At 70.7% G+C, this 26,884-nt stretch carries 23 protein-coding genes; 8 read left to right on the forward strand and 15 right to left on the reverse strand.

What is annotated here, in order from left to right; all coding sequences use genetic code 11:
• The 3 genes from ABE487_RS01385 to glyQ all read right to left on the reverse strand — a co-directional run bounded on the left by ABE487_RS01385 (position 1) and on the right by glyQ (position 5,017).
• Positions 1–1,815 (reverse strand): autotransporter assembly complex family protein, encoded by a 1,815-nt coding sequence (locus ABE487_RS01385; RefSeq protein ID WP_346448566.1) that lies wholly within the window; start codon positions 1,813–1,815, stop codon positions 1–3.
• Positions 1,816–1,879: 64 nt separating this feature from the next.
• Positions 1,880–3,997: a glycine--tRNA ligase subunit beta gene (glyS, locus tag ABE487_RS01390; RefSeq protein WP_346450647.1), complete on the reverse strand. Its 2,118-nt coding sequence runs from the start codon at positions 3,995–3,997 to the stop codon at positions 1,880–1,882.
• Between the two features lie 114 nt (positions 3,998–4,111).
• Positions 4,112–5,017, reverse strand: coding sequence for a glycine--tRNA ligase subunit alpha (glyQ, locus tag ABE487_RS01395; protein WP_346448569.1), 906 nt, complete (start codon positions 5,015–5,017; stop codon positions 4,112–4,114).
• Between the two features lie 104 nt (positions 5,018–5,121).
• Between glyQ and ABE487_RS01400 the strand changes: the two genes are divergently transcribed.
• The 3 genes from ABE487_RS01400 to ABE487_RS01410 all read left to right on the forward strand — a co-directional run bounded on the left by ABE487_RS01400 (position 5,122) and on the right by ABE487_RS01410 (position 8,912).
• On the forward strand, positions 5,122–6,927 hold the full coding sequence (locus tag ABE487_RS01400) for a GspE/PulE family protein (protein WP_346450843.1): 1,806 nt from the start codon (positions 5,122–5,124) through the stop codon (positions 6,925–6,927).
• Between the two features lie 200 nt (positions 6,928–7,127).
• On the forward strand, positions 7,128–7,877 hold the full coding sequence (locus ABE487_RS01405) for a glutamine amidotransferase (protein WP_346448570.1): 750 nt from the start codon (positions 7,128–7,130) through the stop codon (positions 7,875–7,877).
• Between the two features lie 111 nt (positions 7,878–7,988).
• Complete coding sequence (locus ABE487_RS01410; protein ID WP_346450648.1) at positions 7,989–8,912, forward strand: hypothetical protein; 924 nt, start codon at positions 7,989–7,991, stop codon at positions 8,910–8,912.
• A gap of 14 nt (positions 8,913–8,926) precedes the next feature.
• On the opposite strand, the gene ABE487_RS01415 is transcribed toward ABE487_RS01410, so the two are convergent.
• From ABE487_RS01415 to ABE487_RS01435, 5 genes are all read right to left on the reverse strand, one after another.
• On the reverse strand, positions 8,927–9,622 hold the full coding sequence (locus ABE487_RS01415; protein WP_346450649.1) for an RDD family protein: 696 nt from the start codon (positions 9,620–9,622) through the stop codon (positions 8,927–8,929).
• A complete protein-coding gene (tatC, locus tag ABE487_RS01420) occupies positions 9,619–10,377 on the reverse strand; it encodes a twin-arginine translocase subunit TatC (protein ID WP_346441858.1) in 759 nt (252 codons plus the stop codon). The genes ABE487_RS01415 and tatC overlap by 4 nt, the downstream gene beginning before the upstream one ends.
• Positions 10,361–10,825, reverse strand: coding sequence for a Sec-independent protein translocase protein TatB (gene tatB, locus ABE487_RS01425; RefSeq protein ID WP_346450650.1), 465 nt, complete (start codon positions 10,823–10,825; stop codon positions 10,361–10,363). The genes tatC and tatB overlap by 17 nt, the downstream gene beginning before the upstream one ends.
• Before the next feature lie 22 nt (positions 10,826–10,847).
• Entirely contained in the window at positions 10,848–11,075 is a 228-nt protein-coding gene (gene tatA, locus ABE487_RS01430; RefSeq protein WP_346441856.1) for a Sec-independent protein translocase subunit TatA, read from the reverse strand.
• A 94-nt stretch (positions 11,076–11,169) separates the two neighbouring features.
• Entirely contained in the window at positions 11,170–12,030 is an 861-nt protein-coding gene (locus ABE487_RS01435) for a lipid-binding SYLF domain-containing protein (RefSeq protein WP_346450652.1), read from the reverse strand.
• A gap of 159 nt (positions 12,031–12,189) precedes the next feature.
• On the opposite strand from ABE487_RS01435, the gene hemH reads away from it, so the two are divergent.
• Both hemH and ABE487_RS01445 read left to right on the forward strand, forming a co-directional pair.
• Positions 12,190–13,182, forward strand: a complete 993-nt coding sequence (hemH, locus tag ABE487_RS01440; RefSeq protein ID WP_346450654.1) for a ferrochelatase — start codon at positions 12,190–12,192, stop codon at positions 13,180–13,182.
• Entirely contained in the window at positions 13,179–14,027 is an 849-nt protein-coding gene (locus tag ABE487_RS01445; RefSeq protein ID WP_346441853.1) for an alpha/beta hydrolase, read from the forward strand. Before hemH ends, ABE487_RS01445 begins: the two co-directional genes overlap by 4 nt.
• A 30-nt stretch (positions 14,028–14,057) precedes the next feature.
• Here the strand turns inward: ABE487_RS01445 and ABE487_RS01450 are convergent, their stop codons facing one another.
• The 3 genes from ABE487_RS01450 to ttcA form a co-directional block, all read right to left on the reverse strand.
• The gene (locus ABE487_RS01450) at positions 14,058–14,837 is read right to left on the reverse strand and encodes a SprT family zinc-dependent metalloprotease (protein WP_346450655.1); all 780 of its coding nucleotides are present in this window, start codon (positions 14,835–14,837) and stop codon (positions 14,058–14,060) included.
• 37 nt (positions 14,838–14,874) lie between these two features.
• Positions 14,875–15,777 (reverse strand): recombination-associated protein RdgC, encoded by a 903-nt coding sequence (locus tag ABE487_RS01455; protein WP_183425268.1) that lies wholly within the window; start codon positions 15,775–15,777, stop codon positions 14,875–14,877.
• A gap of 105 nt (positions 15,778–15,882) precedes the next feature.
• Entirely contained in the window at positions 15,883–16,776 is an 894-nt protein-coding gene (gene ttcA / locus ABE487_RS01460) for a tRNA 2-thiocytidine(32) synthetase TtcA (RefSeq protein ID WP_346441849.1), read from the reverse strand.
• Positions 16,777–16,989: 213 nt separating this feature from the next.
• Here ttcA and ABE487_RS01465 point away from each other — a divergent pair, with 213 nt between their 5' ends.
• Positions 16,990–18,654 (forward strand): ATP-binding cassette domain-containing protein, encoded by a 1,665-nt coding sequence (locus ABE487_RS01465; RefSeq protein WP_346450657.1) that lies wholly within the window; start codon positions 16,990–16,992, stop codon positions 18,652–18,654.
• Positions 18,655–18,691: 37 nt separating this feature from the next.
• Here ABE487_RS01465 and ABE487_RS01470 read toward each other — a convergent pair whose 3' ends face one another.
• Positions 18,692–19,270, reverse strand: coding sequence for a hypothetical protein (locus ABE487_RS01470; RefSeq protein WP_346441847.1), 579 nt, complete (start codon positions 19,268–19,270; stop codon positions 18,692–18,694).
• A gap of 146 nt (positions 19,271–19,416) precedes the next feature.
• Here ABE487_RS01470 and ABE487_RS01475 point away from each other — a divergent pair, with 146 nt between their 5' ends.
• A complete protein-coding gene (locus ABE487_RS01475) occupies positions 19,417–19,626 on the forward strand; it encodes a YdcH family protein (protein WP_241944581.1) in 210 nt (69 codons plus the stop codon).
• 41 nt (positions 19,627–19,667) lie between these two features.
• Here ABE487_RS01475 and ABE487_RS01480 read toward each other — a convergent pair whose 3' ends face one another.
• Complete coding sequence (locus ABE487_RS01480; protein ID WP_346441845.1) at positions 19,668–20,285, reverse strand: helix-turn-helix domain-containing protein; 618 nt, start codon at positions 20,283–20,285, stop codon at positions 19,668–19,670.
• Between the two features lie 181 nt (positions 20,286–20,466).
• On the reverse strand, positions 20,467–21,135 hold the full coding sequence (locus tag ABE487_RS01485; RefSeq protein ID WP_346450659.1) for an ECF-type sigma factor: 669 nt from the start codon (positions 21,133–21,135) through the stop codon (positions 20,467–20,469).
• 104 nt (positions 21,136–21,239) lie between these two features.
• Here ABE487_RS01485 and ABE487_RS01490 point away from each other — a divergent pair, with 104 nt between their 5' ends.
• Positions 21,240–24,092 carry a protein kinase gene (locus ABE487_RS01490; RefSeq protein ID WP_346450661.1) on the forward strand — a complete coding sequence of 951 codons (2,853 nt, stop codon included), beginning with the start codon at positions 21,240–21,242 and terminating at the stop codon, positions 24,090–24,092.
• Here ABE487_RS01490 and plsB read toward each other — a convergent pair.
• Positions 24,089–26,875 (reverse strand): glycerol-3-phosphate 1-O-acyltransferase PlsB, encoded by a 2,787-nt coding sequence (gene plsB, locus ABE487_RS01495; protein ID WP_346450662.1) that lies wholly within the window; start codon positions 26,873–26,875, stop codon positions 24,089–24,091. The genes ABE487_RS01490 and plsB overlap by 4 nt on opposite strands.
• Positions 26,876–26,884 lie beyond the last annotated feature (9 nt).

The raw sequence follows: 26,884 nt of genomic DNA on the forward strand, positions 1-26,884 counted from the left end.
TCAGAACTCCGCGCCGATGCTCAGGCCGATGGTGAAGGCCGAATCGGGATTGTCGAGGCCGCGACCGATGTCGAGCTTCAACGGGCCGACCGGCGATTTGTAGCGTGCGCCGATGCCCACACCGGTGCGCCAGTTCGGCGAGGTGCCGTCGAACGCGTCGCCGCTGTCGACGAACACCGCCGCGCCGATCGTCTCGGTGAAGTAGCGCTCGAACTCGACGCTGGCCGTCACCACGTTCTTGGCGCCCAGCGCATAGGCCTTGCGGCCGTCGCGTGCGGGAATCCGCGGCCCGACCTCGCGCCAATCGTAGCCGCGGATGCTGCGGTCGCCGCCTGCGTAGAAGCGCAGGCTCGGCGGCATCGCAACCAACGCATTGGTGAAGGTGTGACCGAGCTCGCCGCGGACGATCAGCCGGCTCGACTCGCCGATGCCGCGGAACCAGCTCGCACGCGCATGCAGCTGGGTGAACGTCGCGTCCGAGGCCGCGCCCTCGATGCCGCCGCGCAGCATCACCGAGCCGCCGATGCCGGCAGTCGGGAACAGCCGGTCGTCGACGTCGATGTACTCGGCGCGCAGCGAGGGATAGGCGAACGTGGCGTAGCGGTACAGCGCGCCTGCGAACTCGTCGTCCGGGGCGACCGGGGTGTCGGGGTCTTCCTCGGGCGCGTAGGCCCAGCGCTCGCGCAACAGATGCAGCGAGGCGATCAGGTTCAGGCGGTCGTTGTACTGGCCGCTGCGGCTGCCGACCAATTCGACGCGGCGCGAATCGATGTAGTCGGTCTGCTCGTCGGCAGCTTGCAGGCTGGCGGTGTACCAGCCGTCGAGCCAGGCGAACGCGGGGATGCGGTACTGCAGCGTCAGGGTCTTGCGGCGTTGCGCGTAGTCGAGTTGCGCCAGTGCCTTGTGGCCGCGCATGTTGACGTAGCGGCGCTCGACGCCGAGCCGGATGCCCGCACCGCTGTCGGTGCCGTAGCTCACGCCGGAGGTGTAGATGCTGCGCTTGGCCGGCGTCAGCGACACCTCGATCGGCACCTCGCGCTCGGCATTGGCATCCTCGACCTTCGGCTCGATGTCGATCGTGGAGAAGTAGTCGAGTCGCGAGAGCGATGTGCGCAGGCGGTCGAGACGACCCTGGTGGTAGTAGCTGCCTTCGTCCCAGTAGACCAGCCGTTCGAGCAGTTCGTCGTTGACGACGGGTTCGGGCGACTGCTTGAAGATCGTCGGGCCCATGTTGTAGCGCTCGCCGCTGGTCCACACCAGATCGATGTCGGCTGCGTGGTCGGCGCGGGTGATCTCGACGCGGCGCGATGCGAATTCGGCGTCGAAGTAGCCGCGCTCGCTGAGGCGGCGGCTGAGCCGGTTGCGGCTGCCGTCGTAGTCGGCGTGGTTGAACACACCGCCTTCGCCGGGCACGAAGCTCGCGACGTCGCGCGCCAGGTAGCGGTCCTGACCGCCGGGGCCGATGATCGCGATATCGCGATTGCGCACGCGCACCGGCTGGCCGGGGTCGACGACGATGCGGACCGCGAAGATGTTCTCCTTGCGCTCGCGTTGCACGTCGATCGTCGGCGAGTAGTAGCCGAACGGCTCGAGCGCCTTGCGTGTCTGCGATTCGGCCTCGCGGATCAGATAGGCCATGCGCCGCCCGGACACGTCCTTGCCGATCGCGTCGTACAGCGCCAGCGAGACGCGCACGTTCTCGGTCATCTCCTCGTCGAGGCCGGAAATGTCGACACGATCGACACGCGCGGCCTGCGCCGCAGCCGACGAGAATACGAGAACGGTGGCGGCGAGACACAACGGAAAGCGAGGCATCGGGCGAGGATACCCGGTGCGCGTCAAGAGTCGATTAACGTCGCGCGCGCCCGTGCGCCTCCACTCAAGCCGACAGATGCCCGATCGCCGCAACGCTGCCCAGGCGGTCGGCCAGCCCCTGCAGCAGGGCCAGGCGGTTGCCGCGCAGCGCCGGGTCGTCGACGTTGACCATCACCGCGTCGAAGAACGCATCGACCTGCGGACGCAGCCGTGCCAGCCGCGTCAGCGCAGCGACGTAGTCACCCTGGGCCAGGGCCGGCCCGGTCTCGCCGTGCGCGGCCGCAACGGCCTCGGCCAGTGCCGCTTCGGCGGGCTCGCGCAGCAGTGCGGCGTCCACGGCGCCGGGAATCGCGTCGTCGGCCTTGCGCAGGATGTTGCGGATGCGCTTGTCGGCCGCGGCCAGCGCGGCGGCTTCGGGCAACTGCGCGAAGGTGCCGATCGCATCGATGCGCCGGTCGAGGTCGTACAGCGAGGCCGGGCGCAGCGCGGCGACCGCAGACAGGTGCGCGGCCGGCACGCCGCGGTCGGCGTAGTAGCCCTTCAGGCGCTCGAGCACGAAGTCGTACAGCTCACCCGCATCGGCCGACACAGTGGCGCCGTCCTTGCCGGTCGGCAACGCGCCGACGCGCTCGACCGCCGTGGCGAGCAGTCGATGCAGGTCGAGGTCGAAGCCGCTTTCGATCAGCGTGCGCGCCAGCCCCAGCGCGGTGCGGCGCAGCGCGAACGGGTCCTTGTTGCCGGTCGGCTTGAGGCCGGCGGCAAAACCGCCGGCCAGTGTGTCCAGACGCTCGGCGATCGCCAGCACCTTGCCCAGCGTCGAGAGCGCGATGTCGTCGCCGGCAAAGCGCGGCTGCCAGGCCTCGTCGATCGCGTTCGCCAGCGCACTGCGGTCGTCGTCGGACAAGCCCGCCAGCGCCGGGTCGTGCCGGGCGTAGTCCCGTCCGGCGATGCCCTGCAGCTCCGGAAACTCGCCGACCATCCGCGATTGCAGATCGGCCTTCGACAGCAGCGCCGCGCGCTGCGCGAGGTCGGCATCGACGCCGACCTGCGGCGCGATCGCCTGCGCCAGCGCCGCCACCCGCGCCACCTTGTCGGCGATGCTGCCCAGCTTGGCCTGGTAGGTCACCGTCCGCAGGCCCTCGTTCATCGCCGACAGGCCCTGCTTGAGGTCTTCGTCGAAGAAGAACTTGGCATCGGCGAAGCGCGGACGGATCACGCGCTCGTAGCCCTTGGCGACCTCGGCCGGGTCCTTGGAGACGATATTGGCGATGCCGATGAAATGCTCGGTCAGCCGGCCGTCGCGCAGGACCGGGAAGAACTTCTGGTTCGCTTCCATCGTCGCGATCAGCGCCTCCTGAGGCACCGCAAGGAACGCGGGCTCGAACGTACACGCCACCGCGCTCGGCCATTCGACCAGGCAGTTCACCTGCTCGAGATTGTCGGCCTCGATGCGCGCGTGGCCGCCGACCGCATGCGCCGCGGTCTCGACCGCATCGGCGATCGTCCGGCGCCGGGCATCGGGATCGACCAGCACCGAGGCTGTACGCAGCATCTCGACGTAGTCGCCCGGGGCGGCGATGGCCACCGGCGCATCGTGCATGAAGCGGTGGCCGCGGCTGTCGCGGCCGGCGCGGGCGCCGAACAGCTCGGCGTCCACGACCGTATCGCCGTGCAGCGCCACCAGCCAGTGCACCGGGCGTGCGAACGCGTAGGCGTGGGCGCCCCAGCGCATGGGCTTTGGGATCGGCATCGCGGCGATCGCCTCGCGCAGTACCTCGGGCAGCAGCGCGGCGGTGGTCGCGCCGGCGGTCACCGTGCGATGCACGAAGCGCTCGCCCTTGGCGTCGGTGGTCTTCTCCAGTGCGGTCCAGGCGACGCCGGCCTTCGCGGCGAAGCCCTGCAGCGCCTTGGTCGGCTGGCCATCGGCATCGAGCGCGATATTGAGATACGGCCCCAGCACCTCGCCGCGCTGTTCGGGCTGCTCGGCAGCGACGCCGGGCAGCAGCACCGCCAGGCGCCGCGGCGTGTACAGCGGCTTGGCATCGCCGCGGACCACGTTGATGCCGCGCTTGTCCAGCGCCGCGATCACACCGTCGAAGAACGCCTGGGCCAGGCCGGGCAACGCCTTGACCGGCAGTTCTTCGGTGCCCAGTTCGATCAGCAGGGGCTTGATGTCGGTCATGCGGAAGGACCCTTTCTCTTTTCGCCCGCCGTGCCCGCGGTGCGGGGGAGGGCCGTGTCGACCGCCGGACGGCGGATCATGGAACGTCTTGGCGCCTAGCCGATCCGGGCAGGTTCAGGCCGCGGCGTCGCGCCTGAGCCTCGGGAACCCGAGCTTCTCGCGCTGCGCGTAATAGGCCTTGGCGACCGCCTGGGCCAGCGTGCGCACGCGCAGGATGTAACGCTGGCGTTCGGTGACACTGATCGCACGGCGCGCGTCGAGCAGGTTGAAACTGTGGCTGGCCTTGCAGACCTGCTCGTAGGCCGGCAGCGGCAGGCCGATCTCGACGAGCTTGAGCGCCTCGGCCTCGCAATGGTCGAAGCGATGGAACAGCTCGGCGACGTCGGCGTGCTCGAAGTTGTAGGTGCTCTGCTCGACCTCGTTCTGGTGGTAGACGTCGCGGTAGGTCACCGGCGTGCCGTCGGGGCCGTGGGTCCAGACGATGTCGAACACGTTGTCGACGTTCTGCAGATACATGCACAGGCGTTCGAGCCCGTAGGTGATCTCGCCCAGCACCGGACGGCATTCCAGCCCGCCGGCCTGCTGGAAATAGGTGAACTGGGTCACCTCCATGCCGTTGAGCCAGACCTCCCAGCCCAGGCCCCAGGCGCCGAGTGTCGGCGATTCCCAGTTGTCCTCGACCAGCCGCAGGTCGTGCACCTGCGGGTCGATGCCCAGCTCGCGCAGCGAGCCGAAGTACAGCTCGACGATGTTGTCGGGATTGGGCTTGAGCGCGACCTGGTACTGGTAATAGCGCTGCAGGCGGTTGGGATTGTCGCCGTAGCGGCCGTCGGTGGGGCGGCGGCAGGGCTGCACGTACGCCGCGTTCCACGGCTCGGGGCCGAGCGCTTGCAGGAACGTGGCCGGATGGAAGGTGCCCGCGCCGACCTCCAGGTCCAGCGGCTGGATCAGCACGCAGCCCTGACGGGCCCAATAGGTGTTGAGCGTGAGGATCAGCTCCTGGAACGTCGGTCCGGTCATCGGAGTGGGCGTGGCGGCGGCGCGCTAGTATAGCGGTCCACGCCATGCCGCCCGCCGCGCCAGGCGGCCGCGGCCACGGAGGAACAGGCTTGAACGACCCCCGGATGCCGCCGTCGTCCGCAGGCCATGAGGCCGGTGCGCCCGCCGCGCGGCTGCCGCCCGGGCGGTTGACGTTCGAGCCGGTCGTCGCCGCGCTGGTCGCCGACGGCCTGCTGGCACCGGCCGACGCCGAGCGCGCGCGCGTGGGCGGGCGCGCGACCCGCGGCCTGGAGGCGGTGCATCCGCTGGTGCTGTTGGCCAATCTCAAGCTGCCTTCGGCGTTGCGCCCCGGGCGCGAGTTGGGTCTGGAAGCGTTGACCCAATGGCTGGCGCAGCGCACCGGGCACGCGTATCTGCGCATCGACCCGACCAAGATCGTCGTGGCCGATGTGACCGACCTGGTCTCGCACGCCTATGCCCGCCGGCATCGCATCCTGCCGGTCGAGGTCACCCCCCAGCACGCGCGCATCGCGACCAGCGAACCGCTGGCGCTCGACTGGCTGCCCGATCTGCAGCGCCTGCTGCGTCGGGACATCGACCTGGTCGTCGCCAACCCGCTCGACCTGCATCGCTACACGATGGAGTTCTTCGGGGTCACGCGCTCGGTGCGCGGCGCGCGCGACCTGCGCGACGGGGGCGGCAGTGCGCCGTCGTTCGAGCAGTTGGTCGAACTCGGCCGCTCGGGCGACGTCAACGCCGACGACCAGCACATCGTGCACATCGTCGACTGGCTGCTGCAGTACGCCTACGAGCAGCGCGCCTCGGACATCCACCTCGAGCCGCGCCGCGACGTCGGCCGCGTGCGCTTCCGCATCGACGGCGTGCTGCACAAGGTGTTCGAAATGCCGCCGCCGGTGATGACCGCTGCGGTCAGCCGCATCAAGGTGCTCGGGCGCATGGACCTGGCCGAGCGTCGGCGGCCGCAGGACGGCCGCATCAAGACCCGCTCGCCGGGCGGGCGCGAGGTCGAGATGCGCCTGTCGACGATGCCGACCGCATTCGGCGAGAAGTGCGTGATGCGCATCTTCGATCCCGACACCGCCTTCAAGACGATCGCGCAGTTGGGGTTCGACGATGGCGAGGCGACGGCCTGGAACGCGCTGGTGCAGCGCCCGCACGGCATCGTGCTGGTCACAGGCCCGACCGGCTCGGGCAAGACCACGACGCTGTACTCGACGCTACGCGCGTTGGCCACGCCCGACGTCAACGTGTGCACGGTCGAGGACCCGATCGAAATGGTCGCCGTCGAGCTCAACCAGATGCAGGTGCACGCCGCGATCGACCTGACCTTCGCCCAGGGCGTGCGCACGCTGCTGCGCCAGGACCCGGACATCATCATGATCGGCGAGATCCGCGATCTGGACACCGCGCAGATGGCGGTGCAGGCCGCGCTGACCGGCCACCTGGTGCTCTCGACGCTGCACACCAATGACGCGCCGTCGGCGATCACGCGGCTCCTCGATCTGGGGCTGCCGCACTACCTGATCGCGTACACCCTCAATGGCGTGCTCGCCCAGCGCCTGGTGCGCACGCTGTGCCCGCACTGCCGGAGCGCGCGCGCAGTCGACCCGGACGGCTGGCGCGCGCTGGTCGGCCCCGACGGACCGCCACCGCCGGCGCAGGCCTGTGGTCCGGTCGGCTGCCTGGAATGCCGCAACACCGGCTACCTCGGCCGCGTCGGTCTTTACGAACTGATGCCGGTGACACCGGCGCTGCGGGCATTGATCCAGCCGGAGATGTCCCTGGCCGGTTTTGCCCACGCAGCAGTCGTCGCCGGCCTGCGCACCTTGCGGATGGCCGGCGCGGAGAAGGTCGCGCAGGGGCTGACGACGGTCGAGGAAGTGATGACGGTGCTGCCGCCACGCGAGTAGACGCGCCGGCTCGGCCCCACCCGGCGCGCTGCGCACGCCGACCTCCCTTGCGGGCGGGGGGGGTGAGATCTCGACGCAGCGTCCTGCCGGCTCGCGACGCACCGCGCCTTCTCCTGTTTCAAGACGGGAAGAGGCGGGGATGGGCGCTTTTCAGCGTTGAGTCGCTACGCTTGCGCTTCCATCCACGCGCTCACACCACGATGGCTTCCGATCTCCCCATCCTGATCCTGCAAACTGGACGGCCGGTCCCGTCGATGCGTCGCTATGGCGGCTTCGCGCACTGGATCCGGGTCGCGGCCGGGCTGGCGCGCGATCAGGTCGCGGTGGTCGATGTCGAAGGCGGTGCGGCATTGCCGCCGGCCGACGCGGTGCGGGCGACGATCGTCACCGGCTCGGGCGCGATGGTCACCGACCGCGCCGAGTGGAGTGAGCGCAGTGCGGTCTGGCTGCGCGATGCCGCGCAGGCGGGCATGCCGCTGCTGGGCATCTGCTACGGCCACCAGCTGATCGCCCACGCGCTCGGCGGCGAGGTCGGCGCCAATCCCGGCGGGCGCGAGATGGGCACGGTGGAGATCGAGACGCTGGCCGCCGCCAGCGACGATCCGCTGTTCCGCGGCTTGCCGCCGCGGTTCGCCGCGCAGGTCACGCACCTGCAGAGCGCGCTGGCGCTGCCCGCAGGTGCGGTGCCGCTCGCCCGCTCGGCGCTCGAGCCGCACCATGCCTTCCGCTGGGGCGAGCGGGTCTGGGGCGTGCAGTTCCATCCCGAGTTCAGCGCCACGCACATGCGCGGCTACATCCGCGCCCGGGCGCAGCCGCTGCGCGAGGAGGCCGCCGATCCGGCGGCGATGCTGGCCGCGGTACGGGCCGCGCCGCATGCGCGCACGGTGCTGCGGCGCTTCGCGGCCGTCTGCGCTCTGCCACCGAGGCCAGCGGTCGGTGAGCGGCGCTGACCACGTAACAGTGGCGGCTTGGCGTGCGGCCTGCGCGCCGCGTGCATCGGCACTGCAGTACGATGGCCGGCCTCGTGGCACGACGCCACGTGCGGAACGGGAAGCAGCGGGATGACGATTCGGAGCGTGGGAGCGGGCCACGGCTGGCAGTGGCTGGTGCAGGCGGTCAACGTCGGCCGCGGCAATCCCCGGGCGGTGTACGGCGCGGTGGCCATCGTGTCGCTGCTGGCGTTGCTGCCCAGCGTGCTGCAGTTGGTGCTGCAGCTCGCATTCGGGCTCGATGCGCAGTCGCAACTGATGCTGATCGGCGCGCTCTCGCTGGTCTCGATCCTGGTCTACCCGCTGCTGATCGGCGGCGTGTTGCGGGTCATCGATGCGGTCGAGCATGGCCGGCCGGCACGGCCGGGCGACCTGTTCTCGGTGTTCTCGGTCGGTGCCGGGCGCCTGGTCGGGTTCGGGCTGTTGATGGGCGCGCTGTACATCGCCACGTTCTACACGCTGGTCAGCCTGTTCGGCGACGGCGTGCCGGAGTGGTACCTGGAGATCATGACGATCACCCAGGAGATGGGCGCCAGCCAGACCCCGCCGTCCGCGCCGCCCGAGCTGCCGATGCCGCCGGCGGGGATCGGTCCGTTGATGGCGCTGGGCCTGCTGTTTGGCATGTTCTATGCGACCGTCTATGCGATCGGGCTGGGCCAGGTCGCGCTGGGCGGGCGCAGCGTGTTCGCGGCGTTCGGCGATGGCGTGCTGGCCACGCTCAAGAACGTACTGCCGGTGTTGGTGATCGCTGCGCTGGCGATGGCGGGCGGTTTTGCGCTGATCCTGGTGTTCGGCGTGGTGGCGTCGCTGGTGACGATCGTCGCCGGGCTGCTGCATCCGGCGCTGGGCGGCTTCCTGGTGCTGCCGATGTACCTGGCGCTGCTGCTGGTGCTGTACGTGGTGATGTTCGGCGCGATGTACGTCATGTGGCGCGACATCTGCGGCGATGCCGCGGCGCCGGCCGGACCGCCCCCGGGCTCGACGATCGAACTGTAGGCCGACGCGGGCGCCTACAGCCCCAGTGTCGCGTCCAGCGCGGCGGTCACGCTGCGGTCGACGGCGTGCATCAGCCAGGCCAACAGCAGGAAGCAGGCCGGCAACTGCAGCGCCAGCCACAGCCGCACGGGCAGGGGCATCGGCCGCGCATCGACGCGGACCACGCGGGTCCCGGCGATCCGGTCGTGCAAGGCTTGGTAGCGCGGGGCGCGTCCGGCCAGCGCATGGCCGATGTTGAGGCTGGCCCACGACAGCAGGCCGGCCGCCTGGCGCAGCGTCGCGCGCACGGGGCCGGGCGGCAGGCCGTCGTCGTCGACCACGCGCAGGCCCAGCAGGCGCTTGCCTGGTGTCGCCTGCCAGCGCGAGCCTTCGAATCCTGCGAACCAGAACAGGGCCAGCAGCGCAAATGCCAGCATCGGCGGCAGCAGCCAGGCGCTGATTGCGACCGACAACTGGCCGACCGCGGCGTGCAGCGCAGGATCGGCCAGCCAGGTCCGGGCCAGCGCCGCCGGTGCGACGCCGCGGTCGGCGGCGTCGGCCATCGTGCCGGCCATCGTCAGGCTCAGTGCGTCGAGCGCCTCGCCGCAGGCGGCCAGCCCCGCGCACAGGCGGCGATGCAGCAGTGCGACGACGACCACGGCGATCGCGGCCGCGTCCAGCGACCAGGCCGCATAGCGGCGCGGCAGCGACGTCGGCGCGCCCGCGCTCATGCGCGGTCTTGCAGCGGGCCGGGCTTGGGCGCCAGCAATCGGGCGGCGATGATGCCGGCCTCGTAGAGCAGGCACATCGGCACGGCCAGCATCAGCTGGGAGACCACGTCGGGCGGGGTGATCACCGCCGCCAGCACGAACACGCCGACCACCGCGTAGCCGCGCGCCTCGCGCAACTGGTCGGTGGTCACCCAGCCCAGCAGCACCAGGATCACCAGCGCCACCGGCAACTCGAAGCTCAGGCCGAACGCCAGGAAGATCACCAGCACGAAGTTCAGGTAGGCGTTGATGTCGGTCATCATCGCCACGCCATCGGGGGTGACCAGAGTCAGGAACCGGAACACCGACGGCAAGACGAAGAAGAAGGCGAACGCGCAGCCGATGTAGAACAGCGCGACCGCCGAAGCCAGCAGCGGCAGCGCCAGCCGCTTCTCGCGCTTGTACAGGCCCGGCGCGACGAACGCCCAGGCCTGGTACAGCAGCCAGGGCATGGTCGCCACCAGCGCGGTGAAGAATGCGAGCTTGAGCGGCGCGAAGAACGGCGAGGCGACCTCGACCGCGATCAGGTGCGCGCCTTCGGGCAGCTTGTCGAGCAGCGGCTGGGCGAGCAGGCCGTACAGGCGATTGGCGAACGGCAGCAAGACCACCAGCACAATGCCGGTGCCGGCCAGGCCGCGCATCAGGCGCATGCGCAGCTCGATCAGGTGATCGACCAGGCTGCCCTCGCCTGCGTCGTCGTCAGCGTGCCGCGCCATCGCCGGCCTCCTGGGGGACGCGTGGGGGCGAGGTCGGATCGGCGGCGATCGCGCCTGGCGGCAGTGCGGGCATCTCGGGGTCGGCGGCGGGCGGGGGCGAGGCCTGCGCCTGGGGCGCAGCCGGGAGGCCGGGCACGCGCCGGGCCTCGTCGGCCAGTTCGGCGGCGCCGCGACGGACCGCGTCGAACTCGTCGCGCACCTTGCTCTGGGCATCGCGCAACTGGGTGCCGACATCGGCGATCGAACGTTGCGCGTCCTGGACGCTGCGCTTGAGCTCCTCGGCCTCGAGTTCGCGTTCCAGTTCGGCCTTGACCGAGTGCCACTGGGTGCGCGCCCGGCGGACCCACAGCCCGGCGAAACGCGCGGCCTTGGGCAATCGCTCCGGGCCAAGCACGATCAACGCGACCACCGCGATGATCAGCAGTTCGCCGGACCCGATCCCGAACATCGTCGCGCGCGTCGACCCGCGATCAGCGCGGGGTGTGGTCTTCGCGTCGCGCGCGGTCGGCGGTCGACTCCGACTCCCGCGAACGGTCGTCGAGACGCTCGGGCGGCACATCGTCGTCGTGCATGCCCTTCTTGAAGCCCTTGACCGCCTCGCCGAGGTCGCGCCCGGCACCGCGCAGCCGCTTGGTGCCGAACACCAGCAGCACGACGAGCAGGACGATGAGCCAATGCCAGATGCTGAAACTGCCCATGGCGGGACCAGTCTGATTCGAGTGGACGGCTAGGATAGCGCACCGACCACGCCCGCCGGCCTCACGCGCCGATGGAGCGCAAGCCCGGCGGTGCTTACGGCAGCGGTTCGACCTGCGCGGGCTGGTCGTTGACGGTCTCGAAGGGCTGCGGCGTCGGGTCGTAGGACTGCGCCGGCAGCGTGGTCGCCTCGGGGACGCCCTGAATCCGCGGCGCCGGCTGCGCGGCACCCGAGGCCACGGCGGCGCCGCCACGGGCCACGCGCGCGGTGGCGCTGGCCTCTTCCAGGCGATCGCGGAAATCGACGATCGCGCGCGACGGCGCCTGACCGGGCCGGTTCTCGAGAATCGCGCGCGGCGTGGTGGTGTTGCCATAGACCGCGACATTGGCCTCGTCGTCGATCGACAGCACCGCGCCGTCGAGCGCGACGCCGGCAAACAGGCCGCGTGCACGCGACCACGACCAGATCTCGGCCTTGAGCTGGCCATCGGTCAGCGCTGCCGCATTGCGGCCCACCGGACCGGCGGCGACGCCGGCATCGGCGCCCAGGGTGAACTTGCCGTTGACGATCGATTCGAGACTGCGTTCGTTGCGGAACACCAGCACCACATCCGAAGACTGCACGCCCGCCTGCAGGCCGATGCTGCCGCCGGTGAGCTTGACGAAGGCGGGGTTGGACCAGGTGCCGTCGGCGGTCCGCACCGACAGCAGGCCATGACCACGACGACCGCCGATGACCAGGCCGGCCTTCACGGTGTCGGGAATCACGATGATCGCGCGGGCCTCGTCGAGCAGTTTGTCCGGGATGCCGGACTCGGGGATCGCCTGGATCTCGTTGAGCACGCGCACCGCATTCTGGGCCCGCGCGTCCTCCCGTGGACCTGCGAGAGCAGGGCCTGCGACGAGCGCGACGGCGAGACCGGCGATCAACAGGGAACGACGCGGGGACAGGCGCATGGAAGGCTCCGGAAAATGAGAAGGGGCGAGGGCGCAACGCGGCGCGGAGCGGCCGATTCAGGCTAGTGACGAGGCCATGAATCGTGCATGAGTTCGGCCGGCTGCGGCGCGGCGATCGTGTCGGCTGCATTGCGGCGGCCAGCCTGCCATCCTATGCGGATGTCCGCTCATCCGCTTCCGCCAGGCGCCGCGCCGGTCGCCACCGCCGTGCTGATCGTCAACCTCGGTACGCCCGATGCGCCCACCGCCGACGCGGTGCGGGCGTACCTGGACGAATTTCTGTCCGATCCGCGCGTGGTGCGCCTGCCGCGCTGGTTGTGGCTGCCGTTGTTGCGCCGGGTGATCCTGCCGCGACGCTCGCCCAAGGTCGCGCACAAGTACGCCGAGATCTGGCTCGATGGCGGCTCGCCGCTGGCGGTGTACACGCGTCGGCTGGCCGAGGCGGTCGATGCGCGGATGCCCGAGCTGCGTGTGGTCCACGCGATGCGCTACGGCCGCCCGGCGCTGGCGCCGACGATGCGCGCGCTGGCCGCCGAGGGCATCGGCCGGATCCTGGTGCTGCCGCTGTATCCACAGTATTCGACGACGACCACCGCCTCGGTCGCCGACCGCATCGCCGAAACCCCGATCGACGGCGTCGAGGTCCGCATGATCGGGGACTACGCACGCGACCCGGGCTGGCTGCAGGCGCTGGCCGCTTCGGTGCAGGCGCATCGCCAGGCGCATGGCCGGGGCGAGGTGTTGTTGTGCTCGTTCCACGGCATTCCCCAGCGCATCGTCGACCAGGGCGATCCCTACGCCGAGCGCTGCGAGGCGACGTTCCGCGGGCTGGTGGACGCCCTGGGCAGCGAAGCCGGCGACTGCCGCATGGCCTACCAGTCCCGTTTCGGCGCCGGCAAGTGGCTGCAGCCGGCGACCGATGCCACCCTGGTCGCGATGGCCAAGGCGGGCGTGCGCGAGGTCGATGTGCTGTGCCCGGGCTTTCCGGCCGACTGCCTGGAGACGCTCGAGGAAATCGCGATGCAGAACGCCGAGTTGTTCGTCGCCAACGGCGGCACGCGGCTGCGCTACATCCCCTGCCTCAACGACGCGCCCGCGCATGCCGACGCGATGGCGACGCTGCTGCGCCGCGAACTGGACACATGGGCATGACCGGCGCGGACTTCGCGCTGGAGATCGGTATCGGTACCGTCCGCGGCCTGCGCTTCGGAACCCTGGGCGCGCGCCGGGTGCTGGCGCTGCACGGCTGGCTCGACAACGCCGCGAGCTTCGGGCCGCTGGCCGCGCATCTGGACGGGCTCGATCTGGTCGCGCCCGACCTGCCCGGACACGGCCGCAGCGTGCACATGCCCAAGGGGACCGACTACACCTTCGTCGGCGCGGTGCACCAGGTGCTCGATATCGCCGATGCGCTGCAGTGGGACCGCTTCGCGCTGCTCGGACACTCGATGGGCGCGGGCATCGCCAGCCTGGTCGCCGCCGCGTGTCCGGAGCGGGTCGAGCGGCTGGTCGCGATCGAGGCGCTCGGTGCGTTGCCCGAGACCGAGGACAACACTGTCGTGCGGCTGCGCGAAGCGGTGACGTCCGCGCGTGGACTGGGCGAACGGCCCCTGCGCGTGTTTCCCGATCTCGATGCCCCGGTGCGTGCGCGCATGCGGGTCAATGCGCTGTCGGAAGGATCGGCGCGCCGGTTGGTCGAGCGCGGCGTGCAGGCCGTCGACGGCGGCCACGTGTGGTGCAGCGATCCGCGGCTGACCGTGCCGACCGCGGTGCGCATGACGCCCGGCCAGGTCGATGCGCTCGTGGCCGGCATCGACTGCCCGACCCGGGTGATCTATGCCGACCCACCGCAGGACTATCTGCCCGAGCCCGACCGCAGCCGCCGCGCGCGCCTGCTGCCCGATGGCGACCTGGTCGTGATCGCAGGCGGGCACCATCTGCACATGGAGCAGCCCGACGCGGTCGCCGCGGCGATCGGGGATTTCCTCCAGCATTGAGTCCCCTGCGGCGCGCGCGTCGCTCGGCGCTCACCCTGTCAGCAGCGTGTGCAGCGTGCCCTTGAGCCGTCGCCCTTCGCTGCGGAAGTAATCGCGTGCCCGCCGCCAGTCGGGGCAGCGCGCCTCGACCTCGCGCCAGAACGCGCGCGAGTGGTCGGCATGCACCAGGTGGCAGAGCTCGTGCACCAGCACGTACTCGAACGCCGACGGCGTGCCGAGCACCAGGGCCAGGTCGAGCGCGAGCGTGCCGTCGGGCGCCAGCGAGCCCCACTGCGAGGACATCGGCCGGATCCGGATCCGCGACGGCGTACGCGGCAGGCCGGGCAGGTAGCCGGGCAGCCAGCGGGCGACGTCGGCGCGCGCCTGGGCTTCGTAGAACTCGCGCAGCGCGCGCTGCAGCGCCGCCGGACCGGCCTGTGCGGGCGCGGCGAACACCAGATGCTCGCCGTCCGCTCGGACGTGGGCGAAGCGACCGGATTGCCAATCCACCGCGTGCAGCGCGCCGCGCAGCGGCAAGTGCGTGGTCAGGTCGCGGTGCAGCGGCGAGGTCTCGCCGTGTTCGGCCAACTGCTCGGCGAGCCACGCGCGGTGCTGGTACACGAAGGCCTCGCCGGCCGCGAGATTGGCGCGCAGCGGCAGCGTCAACCGCGCGCCACGCTCGCTGACGCTCAGGCGAATGCGGCGCGCACGCGGATCGCGCACGCGCAGCACCTGGATCCGGCGGCCGTCGTCGAGCCGGACCTCGAGCGTGTCGCGACGCACCGGCGTGGCAGCCGGGGACGACGAGGTCAGGCGCGAGGACGGCGGCATGGGCGGAGTGTAAGGCGCGCGCAGGGCGCGCCTGCGCTCATTCGACCTTCGAGAGCTTGAACGCGCCTTCGAGCACCTTGAACAGCCGCTTGAACTCGCCGCGCATCAACGCAAACCGCGCATCGAGTTCGGCCTGGCGGTCGTCGGCGTCGGTGTGCTCGAGCGTGTCGAGCGCGCCGTCGAGCAGCTTGAACTTGCGCACGATCAGGTCCTCGCCGAGCACGAACTCGATCTGGTCGTCGAGCGTGAGCGCCAGCTTGGTCACCTGCTTGCCGGCGTCGAGATGGCGGGTGATCTCCTCGCACTGCAGGTCCTGCCGCTGGCACTTGACGATCGCGCCCTGATCGGACGGATCCTTCAGCTCGCACTCTTCGCCCAGCGCCAGGCCATCGGGCAACGGCTCGCCGGCGATCCAGCCAGTCATCACCGCGCGCGGCGAGGTCTCGGCGTTGAGCGGCAGCGCCGGGAAGCTGCCCATCGCGGTGCGCACCTGGCTGACCACGTTCTCGGCGCTCTTGCGGCTGGAGGTGTTGACCGCGATCACGCCCAGTTCCAGGTCGATCAACGCATCCGAGCGCACCGGGCGCACGAATGCACGCGGCAGCAGCTCCTGCAGGATGTCGTCCTTCATCTGCTTGCGCATCTTGCCGCCGGGCTTGCGCGCGTTCTTTTCCTCGTACTCCTCGATGCGCACGGCCAGGAATTCGTTGACCACCGCGCCGGGCAGGATCTTCTCCTGGCCGCCGACGGCCAGCCAGATCCCGTCTTCCATGCGGTGGGTCAGTGCATCGGCCTCGCGGCCCAGCGCCGGCACGAAGCCGTGGGTGGACATCTCCAGCGGGCCGACGTCGCGCAGGCGGAACTCGCCGACCTGGGTCTCCAGTTCGGAGACATCGACGGAGGTGGGGAAGCGGAACAGGGTCAGATTCTTGAAGAACATCGAAAGGCCGTGATTGGGATGGGGGATTGAAAAAGGAACAAGCCGTGGCGCCGCCATCGCGTGCGCGGCCTGCTGCCACGTCACCGGACGCGGCGGCGTCGCGGCTCAGTCGCGAACGTCGTGCGGCGCGCCGGCCAGCCAGTCGTGCGCGTCGGGCAAGGCCGCGCTGCGGCTGCCCAGCGACAGGAAGTCGAACAGCTTCGGATCGCTGAGCTGCGAAGGGCGGATATCGCCGAGCGCGCGCGCGATGGTTTCGATGCGCCCGGGGTGCGTCTTCTCCCACTGCGCCATCATCAGCCCGACCTGCTTGCGCTGCAGGTTCTCCTGCGAGCCGCACAGATTGCACGGGATGATCGGGAAGGCCTTGGCGTCGGCGTAGGCGACGATGTCGGCCTCGGCGACATAGGCCAGCGGGCGGATCACCACATGCTTGCCGTCGTCGCTGCGCAGCTTGGGCGGCATGCCGCTGAGCTTGGCGTGGAAGAACAGGTTGAGAAAGAACGTGGCCACCAGGTCGTCGCGGTGGTGGCCCAGCGCGATCTTGGTGAAGCCGTTGGCCTCGGCGTAGGTGTACAGCGCGCCGCGGCGCAGCCGCGAACACAGCGAGCACATCGTCTTGCCTTCGGGCACGACGCGCGAGACGACCGAATAGGTGTCCTGCTCGATGATGTGGAAATCCACGCCGAGCGTGCGCAGGTACTCGGGCAGGATGTGCTCGGGAAAACCGGGCTGCTTCTGGTCCAGGTTGACCGCGGTGATCGAAAACGACACCGGCGCCTTGGCCTGCAACTGCAGCAGGATGTCGAGCAGTGTGTAGCTGTCCTTGCCGCCCGACAGGCAGACCATCACCTTGTCGCCGTCCTCGATCATCCCGAAGTCGGCAATCGCGCGTCCCACCTGGTGGCGCAGGCGCTTGCCCAGTTTCTGGGTCTCGTGCGCCGCGCGGCGCGGGTCGAGCGTGCGGGGCAGGGGGTCTGGCAGGGGCAGGACGGTGCTCATCGCCCATAGTCTAACGGCGCCGGCCTGCGCGGCTGCGACCTGCGTTCAGCGCGCGTGCCGCGTGCTGCGGGCAGGCGCGCCTTATACTGCGGCCGACCGCCGGCGCCCGTCGCGCCGCCCTTGGGAGACCCGCAGACGTGAAGCACTGAGCCGACATCCGAGCCGCCGTCCTCCGCTCGAGGACGCCATTCGAGTCTGCGCACAGGTCACGTCATGTCCTCTGTTCCGTTCCCGGGCTTCGCCCCGGCCGGCGTCGTCCCGTCGGACGCCGCACCTTCCGATCCGCTGCATGCCCGCAACCTGACGGCGACGCTCGCCGATGGGCGGGTGCTCTACGCCGGTCTCGACCTGCGCCTGCCCGCCGGGCCGAGTGCGCTGGTCGGCGACAACGGCAGCGGCAAGTCGACCCTGCTGCGCCAGCTCGCCGGCGACCGATCCCCCGAGGGCGGCCGGGTGCACCGCACCGCGGACCTGGCCTGGCTGCCGCAGGTACCGGCGACATTGCCGGCGCGGGTGATCGACCTGCTCGGCGACGGTCCGCGCCTGGATGCGCTGCGCCGGCTGCTGGCCGGTGACGGCTGCGCCGAGGATGTGGTGCGCGTCGGCGAAGACTGGACGCTGGAGACGACCTGGCGCGAGCGCCTGGATGCCCTGGGACTGGAGGGCGTCGGCCTGGACGCGGATCCGGCGCGGCTGTCGGGCGGCGAGCGCCAGCAACTGCGCCTGCTGGCGATCGCGCATTCTCCCGCGCCGATCCTGTTGCTGGACGAGCCGAGCACCTTCCTCGACGCCGAGGCCTCGATGCATTGGCAGGACGTGTTCGCGCGTCGCAGCGGCGCGGTGCTCGTGGCGAGCCACGATGCGGCGTGGTTGCACGCGATGCCGCGGTTGTTCGAACTGCGTGCCGGCGCGCTGCATCGTGTCGACGGCGGTCTTGCCACTTGGCGCGCCGTGCGCGCAGACCGCCTGCGCCAGGGTGAGGCGGCGTTGCAGCAGGCCCGGGTCGCGCGCACGCGGACCCAGCAGGCGGTCGCGCGCGAGCGCCAACGTCTGGAACAACGACAGGCCCGCGGCCGCCGCGCCGATCGCGACGCCAATCAGTCGCCGTTGCTGCTCGATCGCCTCGCCGACAACGCCGAGCGCGGCCAGGGCCGTCGGCGGGTGGCGCTCACCCAGCGGCTCGACGCCGGGGAGCAGGCGGTACGCGCGGCCTTCGACGCGCTCGATGCCCCCGCCGCGCCGCAGTTCGTGAAGGCGGCAGTGGCCTTGCCGCCGGGCCGGCAGGTGCTGGCCTTCGCGCAGGCGCATCCGACCTGCGCCCATCCGGTCGCCGCACTCGACTGGCAGGCGAGCGGGCCGGTGCGGATCGGGCTGACCGGCCGCAACGGCAGCGGCAAGAGCACCCTGCTGCGTGCGCTGCTCGGCCAGGCCAGGCTCGCCAGCGGGTCTGCCCGGGCACTGGTGCCGGCGCAGACGCTCGACCAGCACCTCGACGGCCTGCCGGGCGAGACCGGGGCACTGGATTGGCTGCAGGCGGCGATGCCCGACGAGACAAGTGCGACGATCGCGACCCGGCTCGCATTGCTGGGGCTGGGCCGCGACCACGTAGAGCGACCGATGCGCACGCTCTCGGGCGGCGAGCGGATGCGTGTGGCGATCGCCGCGGCGGCGTGGGTCACACCGGCCGCGCCGTTGTTGCTGCTCGACGAGCCGGCCAGTCACCTCGTTCCGGCCAGCGTCGATGCGCTGGTCGCGCTGCTGCGTGCCTGGCCCGGTGCGCTGCTCGTCGTCTCCCACGATGCCGACCTGCTCGAGGCGATCGGGCTCGACATCGGGCTGCGGCTGGACGCGGAAGGGCTGCGCCTGCATCCGCTGTGAGGCCGGCGCCCGTGTGCGACGGGCGCCGGCCGCAGCGTCAGGGCACCCAGACCAGGTTGCGGGTGTTGGCGTCGGTGCTGATGTCGCGCACGCGACCGGACCCGTCGAACAGCACCTGGAACTCGGCGAAGCTGCTGAGCCAGTAGCGCCACAGCGGCGCCTCGAGGTCGGGGTTCTCGCTGCTGATCGGATAGCCGAGCGAGGTGATGACCTGCTCGCGGGTCATGCCCGGGGTGATCTTGGCGCGGCGCACCGCCTCCTGCACCTTGGCCGGCCAGCTCGCGATCTTCGCCGCCGGGTCTTCGGTCACGACGTAGCGGCGTGCGAAGGTGTCCAGATCGAGGTCGCGGCTGTAGTCGTTGCCGATCGACTGGCGTTGGCCGTCGATCCGGACGTTGACGCGGTAGCGGCCGTGGCCGGTGACGCTGGCCGGGGTGCCGGCCGGGATCACGCGCTTGCCGTTTTCGGCATAGTTGCTGTCGCTGATCCAACTGCCGTCGCTGCGCAGGTTGCAGCACAGGTAGCCGTCGTACTTGGACTGGGCGCTGGCGGAGGTGGCGCAGGCGGCGAGCAGCGCGGCGCAGGCGATCGACAGAGAGCTTGCTTGGATTCGCATCGTGTCTTTCCGAAAGCGGACGCGGCCGGAGGCGCCGCGGATCGACGATGGACGACGCGCCATCCCCCGACTGGCGCGATCGCATTCTTGCAGGGCCGGGCGCAGGCGCCAAGCGGGGCCGCGATCGCTCGGGTAAGCTCACGACCATGGCCTTCGAGCGTGCCGACGACTCCCCTGCCCAGCGTCTTGTCGCGTTGCGCGGCGAGCACCGCGAGCTCGATGCACTGATCGACCGTTTGCAGCACGATCCGCTGCACGACGAGGTCATGCTCAAGCGCCTGAAGAAGCGCAAGCTGGCGCTGCGCGATGCGATCGCGCAGCTCGAATCGTCGCTGATCCCCGACGAACCAGCCTGACTCGCCCGTGCCGGCCGCAGGCGCCCGTCGGGCCGGGCGACTTACCAGATCAGCATGTAGCCCAGTCCGTGCACCGTGCGCAGCGGCAGGTCGGTCCCGGCGCGTCGACTGCACTTGCGCCGCAGTCGATGGACCAGCACTTCCAGGCGGTGCGGGTCGAAGGTGTCGATGTCATCGGCCAGGCAGTGGATCAACGTGGCGCGCGCCACCGGGTGTCCGGGGCATACGGCCAGGCGCGCCAGCAGGCGCTGTTCGGCGAGCGTGAGGTCGATGCTGTGGCCGTTGGGCGACACGAGGTGCCAGCCGTGCCCGTCGAGCCGCCAGGTGCCGGTGTCGCGGCCGGCGTCCGGTGGCGTGGACGATGCTGGATGCGCGGGACTGGTGTCGGCGTCGGCCGGCGTTCGAGGCGGCGTGTCCTGATCGGGCGCGTCGCGCTGCGCCGGGGTCTCGACCACGGCTTCGCCTGCGGGAAAAAGGTGGCGGATCGTCAGGATGGCGCCGTCGTCGAAATGCAGGCGCAGACCGTCGCCGACGCGCTCGAAGCGCCCGGCCGCGTCGGGACCGATCCGGGAGGCGACCACGCGCCACTGGGACGCGTCGTCGCCATGCACGGCCGGGGCGATGGGGGGCGGGACCTGCTGTAAGGGGGGAGTAGGCATGCCTGGCTGCTCGGAAAATCGGACATCGGTTGCGGGGCGTGCGCGGGCGGTGGACGGTCGAGCGGGGGCTCGGCCATCGATGCGCGGCGGTGCGGGCCGCGCGCGCGCAGCCTCTGTCCAGTTGATTCGCGAAAAGCCGCCGGAACAGGACAACCCGGTCGACGAACGCTGCGTTCAGCCGTTAGGCGCGATCGCCCGTCGGCTGCGATGGCCCGGGACGCGTGCCGACAGGACGGTCCAGTTGCGCCTGCAGGAACGCGCGCGCCTTGCGCCAGTCGCGTCGGACGGTGCGCACCGCAACGTCGAGCAGCGACGCGATCTCGGCTTCGTCCAGTCCGGCGAAGTAGCGCAGCTCGACGACCTGCGCCAGGCGCGGGTCTAGGGTCTCGAGCGCCTGCAGGGCGCTGTGGATGCTCAGCAGTTGATCGAGTTCGAGCGCGTCGCCAGGCACAGCGCGTGCTTCGGCGCTGGCGACGACCAGGATGTCCCGCCCCCGCTTGCTGGCAGTCGCCCGACGCGCCTGGTCGACCAGCACGAACCGCATCGCGCGCGCGAGCAGTGCGACGAGGTGCGCGCGCGAGTCGGCCGGGACATGCGCGCGTGCGAGCTTGATCCAGGTCTCGCTGATCAGCGAGGTCGGCGAGTGGCTGGCGATCGCCAGCCGGCGGATTTCCGACTTGGCGATCCGATGCAGATCGTCGTAGAGCAGACGGTAGATGGTGTCCCAGGCAGCGGCATCCCCATCGCCGGCCTCGGCAAGCAGGCGGGCGATGGCCGGATCGAGCGCATCGCCATCGCGCAGCGCGGTCGAATCCGACCGCGCCGGGGCGGGATGTACTGTCGCGTTCATGGGCCCGGTTGGTATCCAGTCCTGACTGCCGATCGCGGTCGATGCATGCTAGTGCATCCCCACCGATCCGGTGCGCACGCAGGAGAGTTGCCATCGACACGCCGTTGTCTTCCGAGCCTGCGGTCCAGCGACGGGCGCTGGAGCTGTTCGATGCCTACGTGCGCCTGCCGGGCTGGTGGCGAGCGCGGAAGCTGGCCCGTCTGGCCCAGTCCGATCCTGCGTTGCACGCGGCGCTGTCGGCACTGCTCGCGGCCGATCATCGGGGGCGCTCGATCGCACGCGCCCCGTTCCCGGCGATTTCGGGACTGCTGGAGACGCAGGCGGCACATCCCGACACCGATCCGCATCTGGGGACCCGGATCGGCGCCTGGGAGATCACCGGCGTTCTGGGACGCGGCGGCATGGGCACGGTCTACCGGGCCCGCCGCTGGGACGCACAGCTGCGGCAGGTCGCCGCGCTCAAATGCATCCGCGACGACCTCGTTTCTCCGCGCCTGGTCGAGGCCTTCCTCGCCGAACGCAATGTCCTCGCCGAGCTCACGCATCCCGATATCGTGCCGTTGCTCGACGGCGGCGTCGACGATGCCGGACGACCCTGGTACGCCATGCAACTGATCGACGGCGTCGCAATCGACCAGTGGTGCGACGCGCGGGCGCTGTCGATCCGCGATCGCGTCGCGTTGTTCGTCGAGGCCTGCGGCCAGGTCGCCTACGCCCACGCGCGCGGCGTCGTGCATCAGGACATCAAGCCGTCCAACCTGCTCGTGACCCCCCAGGGCCGCCCGCGGCTGCTGGATTTCGGCCTCTCGATGCTGATGTCCTCCGACGCGCTCGCGCCGGCGCAGCGGCTGGCGATGACGAGCGGTTACACCGCCCCCGAGGCGCTGGCGAGCGGGGCGCGGGACATGCGCGTGGACGTCTACGCGCTGGGCGTGCTGCTGTGCCGGCTGCTGTGCGGCGACGGCCCCTGCGCTGCGCCTCTGGCGTCGGCGCAGCCGCGTGCGCCGTCTTCGCTGGTGGCTGCACTCGATACCTCTGCTGTCCGCGTGCGTGGCGCCGGGTCGGCATCCGCGCTGGCGCGACAGTTGCGCGGCCCGCTGGACGCGATCGTATTGCAGGCCGTCGCCGTCGATCCCGAGCGCCGCTTTGCGAGTGTCGAGGCCTTGACCGACGCGCTCACGGCCTGGTCGCGGCGCGGCCGGCCGGCACCGAGGTCCCGCGCGCGCAGGGCGCTGGTGCTCGCAGGCGCGGCGACGGCGGTCGCGCTTCTCGGTCTGCTTGGTGGGCATGTGTGGCAGGGCAGCCGGGAGGCGGTGATCGCCAGTCAGGCCGACCGTTTCTTCGAATCCATGCTGGGCATGGCCGCGATCTCGGAGTTGGGCGACCTGCCGCCGACCCGGTCGGCGCTGCTGGTTTCGCTCGAGCAGGGCCTCCGCCGGCAGGCCGTCGGCTCCGATGCGGACGGCATGCGAGCCAGGGGCCTGTCGGTGCTCGCGCGCAGTTGGGCCGTCGCCGGCGACTATGCGCGGGCCGAGGCGCTGGCGCGCGAGGCCGGAGAGGTGATCGATCCGCGCGATCCCCTGGCCGCGGCTTTCAACCTGGCCACGTTGGCGCAACTCCAGAGTCTGCAGGCCCGACATGCCGATGCCGAGGCGACGGTCGCCGCAGGCCTGGCGCGGTTGCCCGTCCGGCTGACCGAGCAGCACCGGCTCGCCCACTTGCGGCTCCTCGCGCAGCGCGCGGTGGCCGAATCGGGACAAGGCCGTTCGCAGGACGCCTTTGCAACGCTGGACACGGCGATCGCCGAGGCGCGTTCGCTGCCCGCGGCGGTCGCCGACAACATCACCGCGCAACTGCTGACCCAGCGCGGGATCTGGCTGCGCTGGCGCATGCGCATGGAGGAGTCGGAGGCCGATCTGCTGCGCGCGATCGCCTTGACCGACGACGCGGCGCCGATCCTGGCCGACGATGCCCGCGAATCGTTGATCCGTACCGTGCGGGCGTCGCGCAAGCCCGGGCGCGAGCAACGCGCGCTCGCACTGGCGAACCAGTTGATCGCGCGGCGTCGCGCGAGCCTGGGCGAGCGGCATCCGCAGACCGGAATGGCCCTGGCCGAGCTGGCCTTCATCCAGATCCTCAACGCCGATCTGGCCGGCGCGGGCGAGACCGCGGCTCTCGCCGAGCGCATTCTGTCCGAAGCGCTCGGCGCCGAGCATCCGGCGGTCGCGCGCGCCTACATGGCCCAGGCGCATCTGGCTGCCTACGCGCGCGACATGGACCGAGCGTTCGAACGGACCGGACGGGCACTGCGCATTTACGAGCGGCACTACGGCCCGGATCAGGAGTTCACGCTCGAGGCGCGTTTTCTGAGGGCGAGCAATCTGTGGGCACGGGCCGGAAACGCTGCCGATGATCCGGACCTGATCCGTGCGCGCGACACGCTCGGGGCGGCGATCGCGAGCAGTGTCGCGGCGCACGGCGAAGTCTCGGCGCATCATCGGGGGGGCTACGCGATGCTGCTCGCGACCACCGGTCGCAAGGACGAGGCGGCGCAGCAACTGGCGCTGGGCAAGCGCGACGCCGCACGTCAGTTCGGGACCGACAGCCAGGACGCGATGATGGTCCGGTTGGCCGAGTGCGGATTTCTCGTCCGTTATGGCGAGAACGACGCTGAAACCTTCGACGCGTTGACCGTGCTGGAACGCGATGCGGCCCAGACCGGGACGATGTTCGCCGATGGCGTCGCGCACAGTGCACTGTTGATGCAGACGCGCTGGCTGACGGAGCGGCAGCGCCACACCGAGGCGCTGGACGCCGCGCAGCGCACCCGCGCGATCGCGGTCAAGCTGGACAAGCCGGCATTGATTGCCGACGCCGATGCCAAGATCGACGCCCTGCGTGCCGCCATCGGCAGCGACGCCGCGCCCGTCGACCGGGCATCGGCGCAGGTGCGTTAATCGGCCGTGTTGGCCGCCTCGGTCGATGCCGGCTCGGCGCGCACTGCTTCCGGACTGACCTTCTCGATCGAATGCCGCAGCTCGCGGCCCAGGATCACCTTCGCATCCTTGGCCAGGGCGGTCAGCCGCTCGTCGAACACCAGCTTGCTGTTGCCGTCGAGCCGGACCAGACCCAGTTCGCGCAGCTTCTGGATGAAGCCGCGGAACAGCGACTTGTCGAAGAACTCCGGCGCAGCCGGCGCATACAGCAGCGACAGGCGCTGCGCGGCCAACTGGCACAGGCCCTCGAGTTCGCCGGCGCCCAGCGTGCCCGGGCCGTTCTTGGCCAGTACCGAGATCGCGATGTAGTAGCGCTCGAAGGCCTGCTGCAGCGGGTGGCTGAGCGCACGCAGCCGGAAGACCTCGTCGCTCTGTCCGGCATTGCGGCCGTAGACCGGATCACCGTCATGGTCGTCGGCGAGCGGTTCGAGCAGCCCCTCGCGCACGAAGGTGGCCAGCGTGCGCGCGATGCGGTCGGCGAAGGCGTCCTCGGTCCAGGGCAGGAACAGTTCGGCCTGCAGGAACGGATACATCGTGCGGCCCAGCCGCAGCAGCGTGTGCCGGCTCATGCGGCGGTTGTGCAGGAAGCAGCAGGCGATCCACGCTGAGGCGGTGTACAGATGCAGCACGTTGTTGCGGAAGTAGGTCAGCAGCACCGCCTGCTCGTCGTCGCCGACCCGCAGGACATCGCCCAGCGGGTGGGCGACGCGTTCGAGCACGCCGATCTCTTCGCCGTGGGCGACGATCTCCGCCGGCGTGTGCGGGGTCAGCGTGACGCGGTCGGAGTACGGCACGTCGGCGAGCAACTGCTTGGACAACGCGATCTGCGCCAGCAGGTCGGCCTCGCCCATCGCGTGCTTGGGCGTGGACAGCAGCGCGAGCGAGAGCAGGTTGATCGGATTGACGTCGGCTGCGCGGTTGATGTTGACGTGGATGCGCTGGGCCAGCACGTCGATGGTGTTGGCCAGCCACGTCGGCTTGGCGTCCTCGGGCACGGCGCGGCCGTCCCAGTCGGGTGCCAGTTCGGCCAGCACCGCGTTGAGGTGGATCGGCTCGCCGAAGTTCACCACCACTTGGCCGTAGTTGCTGCGCAGCACCTGCGGGATGCCCCACAGCAGCCGCCAGATCGATTCCTTCTTCTTGGCCTTGCCCGACAGCTCGTCGAGATAGCTGCTGCCCTCCATCAGCTTTTCGTAGCCGATGTACACCGGCTGGAACAGCACCGGCTTGCGCGGCTCGCGCAGGTAGGCGCGCAGGGTCATCGCCAGCGCGCCGCCCTTGGGCGGCAGCAGCCGGCCGGTCCGCGAGCGGCCGCCCTCGATGAAATACTCGATCGAGTAGCCGCCGCCGACCAACTGCGCCATGTACTCGGAGAACACCGCCGAATACAGCGCATTGCCGCGGAAGCTGCGCCGGGCGAAGAACGCGCCGCCCTTGCGCAGCAGTGTGCCGATCACCGGCAGGTTGAGATTGACGCCGGCGAAGATGTGCGGCGGCACGATGCCGCGGCCGTAGAGCAGGTACGACAGCAGCAGGTAGTCCATGTGGCTGCGGTGGCTGGGCACGTAGACGATCTCGTGCCCGGGCGCGGCCTCCTTGAAGCGGTCCAGGTGGTGGACCAGCACGCCGCGGAAGATCCGGTTCCACACCGTGGTCAGCAGGAAGCTGGCCGAGCGCACCAGCGGATGCGAGTAGTCGGCAGCGATTTCGTAGGCGTAGGCGTGGGCTTTCTTCCACGCGTCCTCCGGCCGGCTGTTGTCGCGCCGCGCCTGGTCGGCGATCGCGTCCTTGACCGACGGCGACGCCAGGACCTTGTCGACCAGCAGCCGACGAGTCGACAGGTCGGGGCCGATGATGGCCTCGCGCATGCGGTTGAAATGCGTGCGCAGCACGCGCGAGAGCTTGCGCACCGTACGTTCGGCGCCCAGGTCCTCGTCGAGCAGCGGCCGCACCGCGACCGGCTCGGCGAAGCGCACCAGCGTGTCGCGGCCATTGAGCAGGATCGACAGCAGGCGCCGGAAGCGGCCGACGATCGTCCAGTTCTCCGAGAACAGCACCGAGAACCAGCCGTTGGCCTTGTCGGGCGAGCGACCGACGAAAATCGAGACGGGCACCACCTGCACATCGAGGGTGGGATCGAGTCGGTGCGCCTCGAGCAGGCGCGACAGCGATTCGGAATGTGTCGACTTGGACGGCGGCTTGCCGGCCGCCAGCGCCAGCGCACTGCCGGCGTTGCGCCGCGACAGCGCGACATAGGCGCGCTTGCGCCCCAGCGGGTCGCCGGGCAGCGGCTGCAGCGGCGACGGCAGGCCGGCGTCGCGGCAGGCGCGTTCGAGGATCAACGCGTTCGACAGGCCGTAGTCCTCGAGCACGTAGCAGACCGGACGATGGTCGACCAGCGTCTCGGGGGCCTGCGGTTCGACCTTCAGCCCGATCCAGGGGCGCAGGAGCCGGTCGAGCAGGCCGGCCCACCACGGCCGGCGCGCGGTCCGGCGCGGCGCGGCCGGATGGCGCGCCACGAGGGGTGTGCGCGCGTCCGTGGCCGGGGTCGCATCGGCAGCCTGCGCCGGGTCCGCAGCGGTCGCCTGGGCGGCCGCGTGCGCGGCGCGCGCGTGTGCGTCGGCCGGCGCAGGGGCGGCATCCGGCGGCTGGGCCGCAGGCGTCCGGTCGGTGTCGTCGCCGTCGCGCCGGGGGCGCGGGTCGTCGGGAAAGGGGAAGGTCGGTTGGTCGGGCATCGGCGGCATTATGCCCAA

Origin of the sequence: Luteimonas sp. TWI596, assembly GCF_039674105.1 — a bacterium.
In the GTDB taxonomy this organism is placed as follows: Bacteria; Pseudomonadota; Gammaproteobacteria; order Xanthomonadales; family Xanthomonadaceae; genus Luteimonas.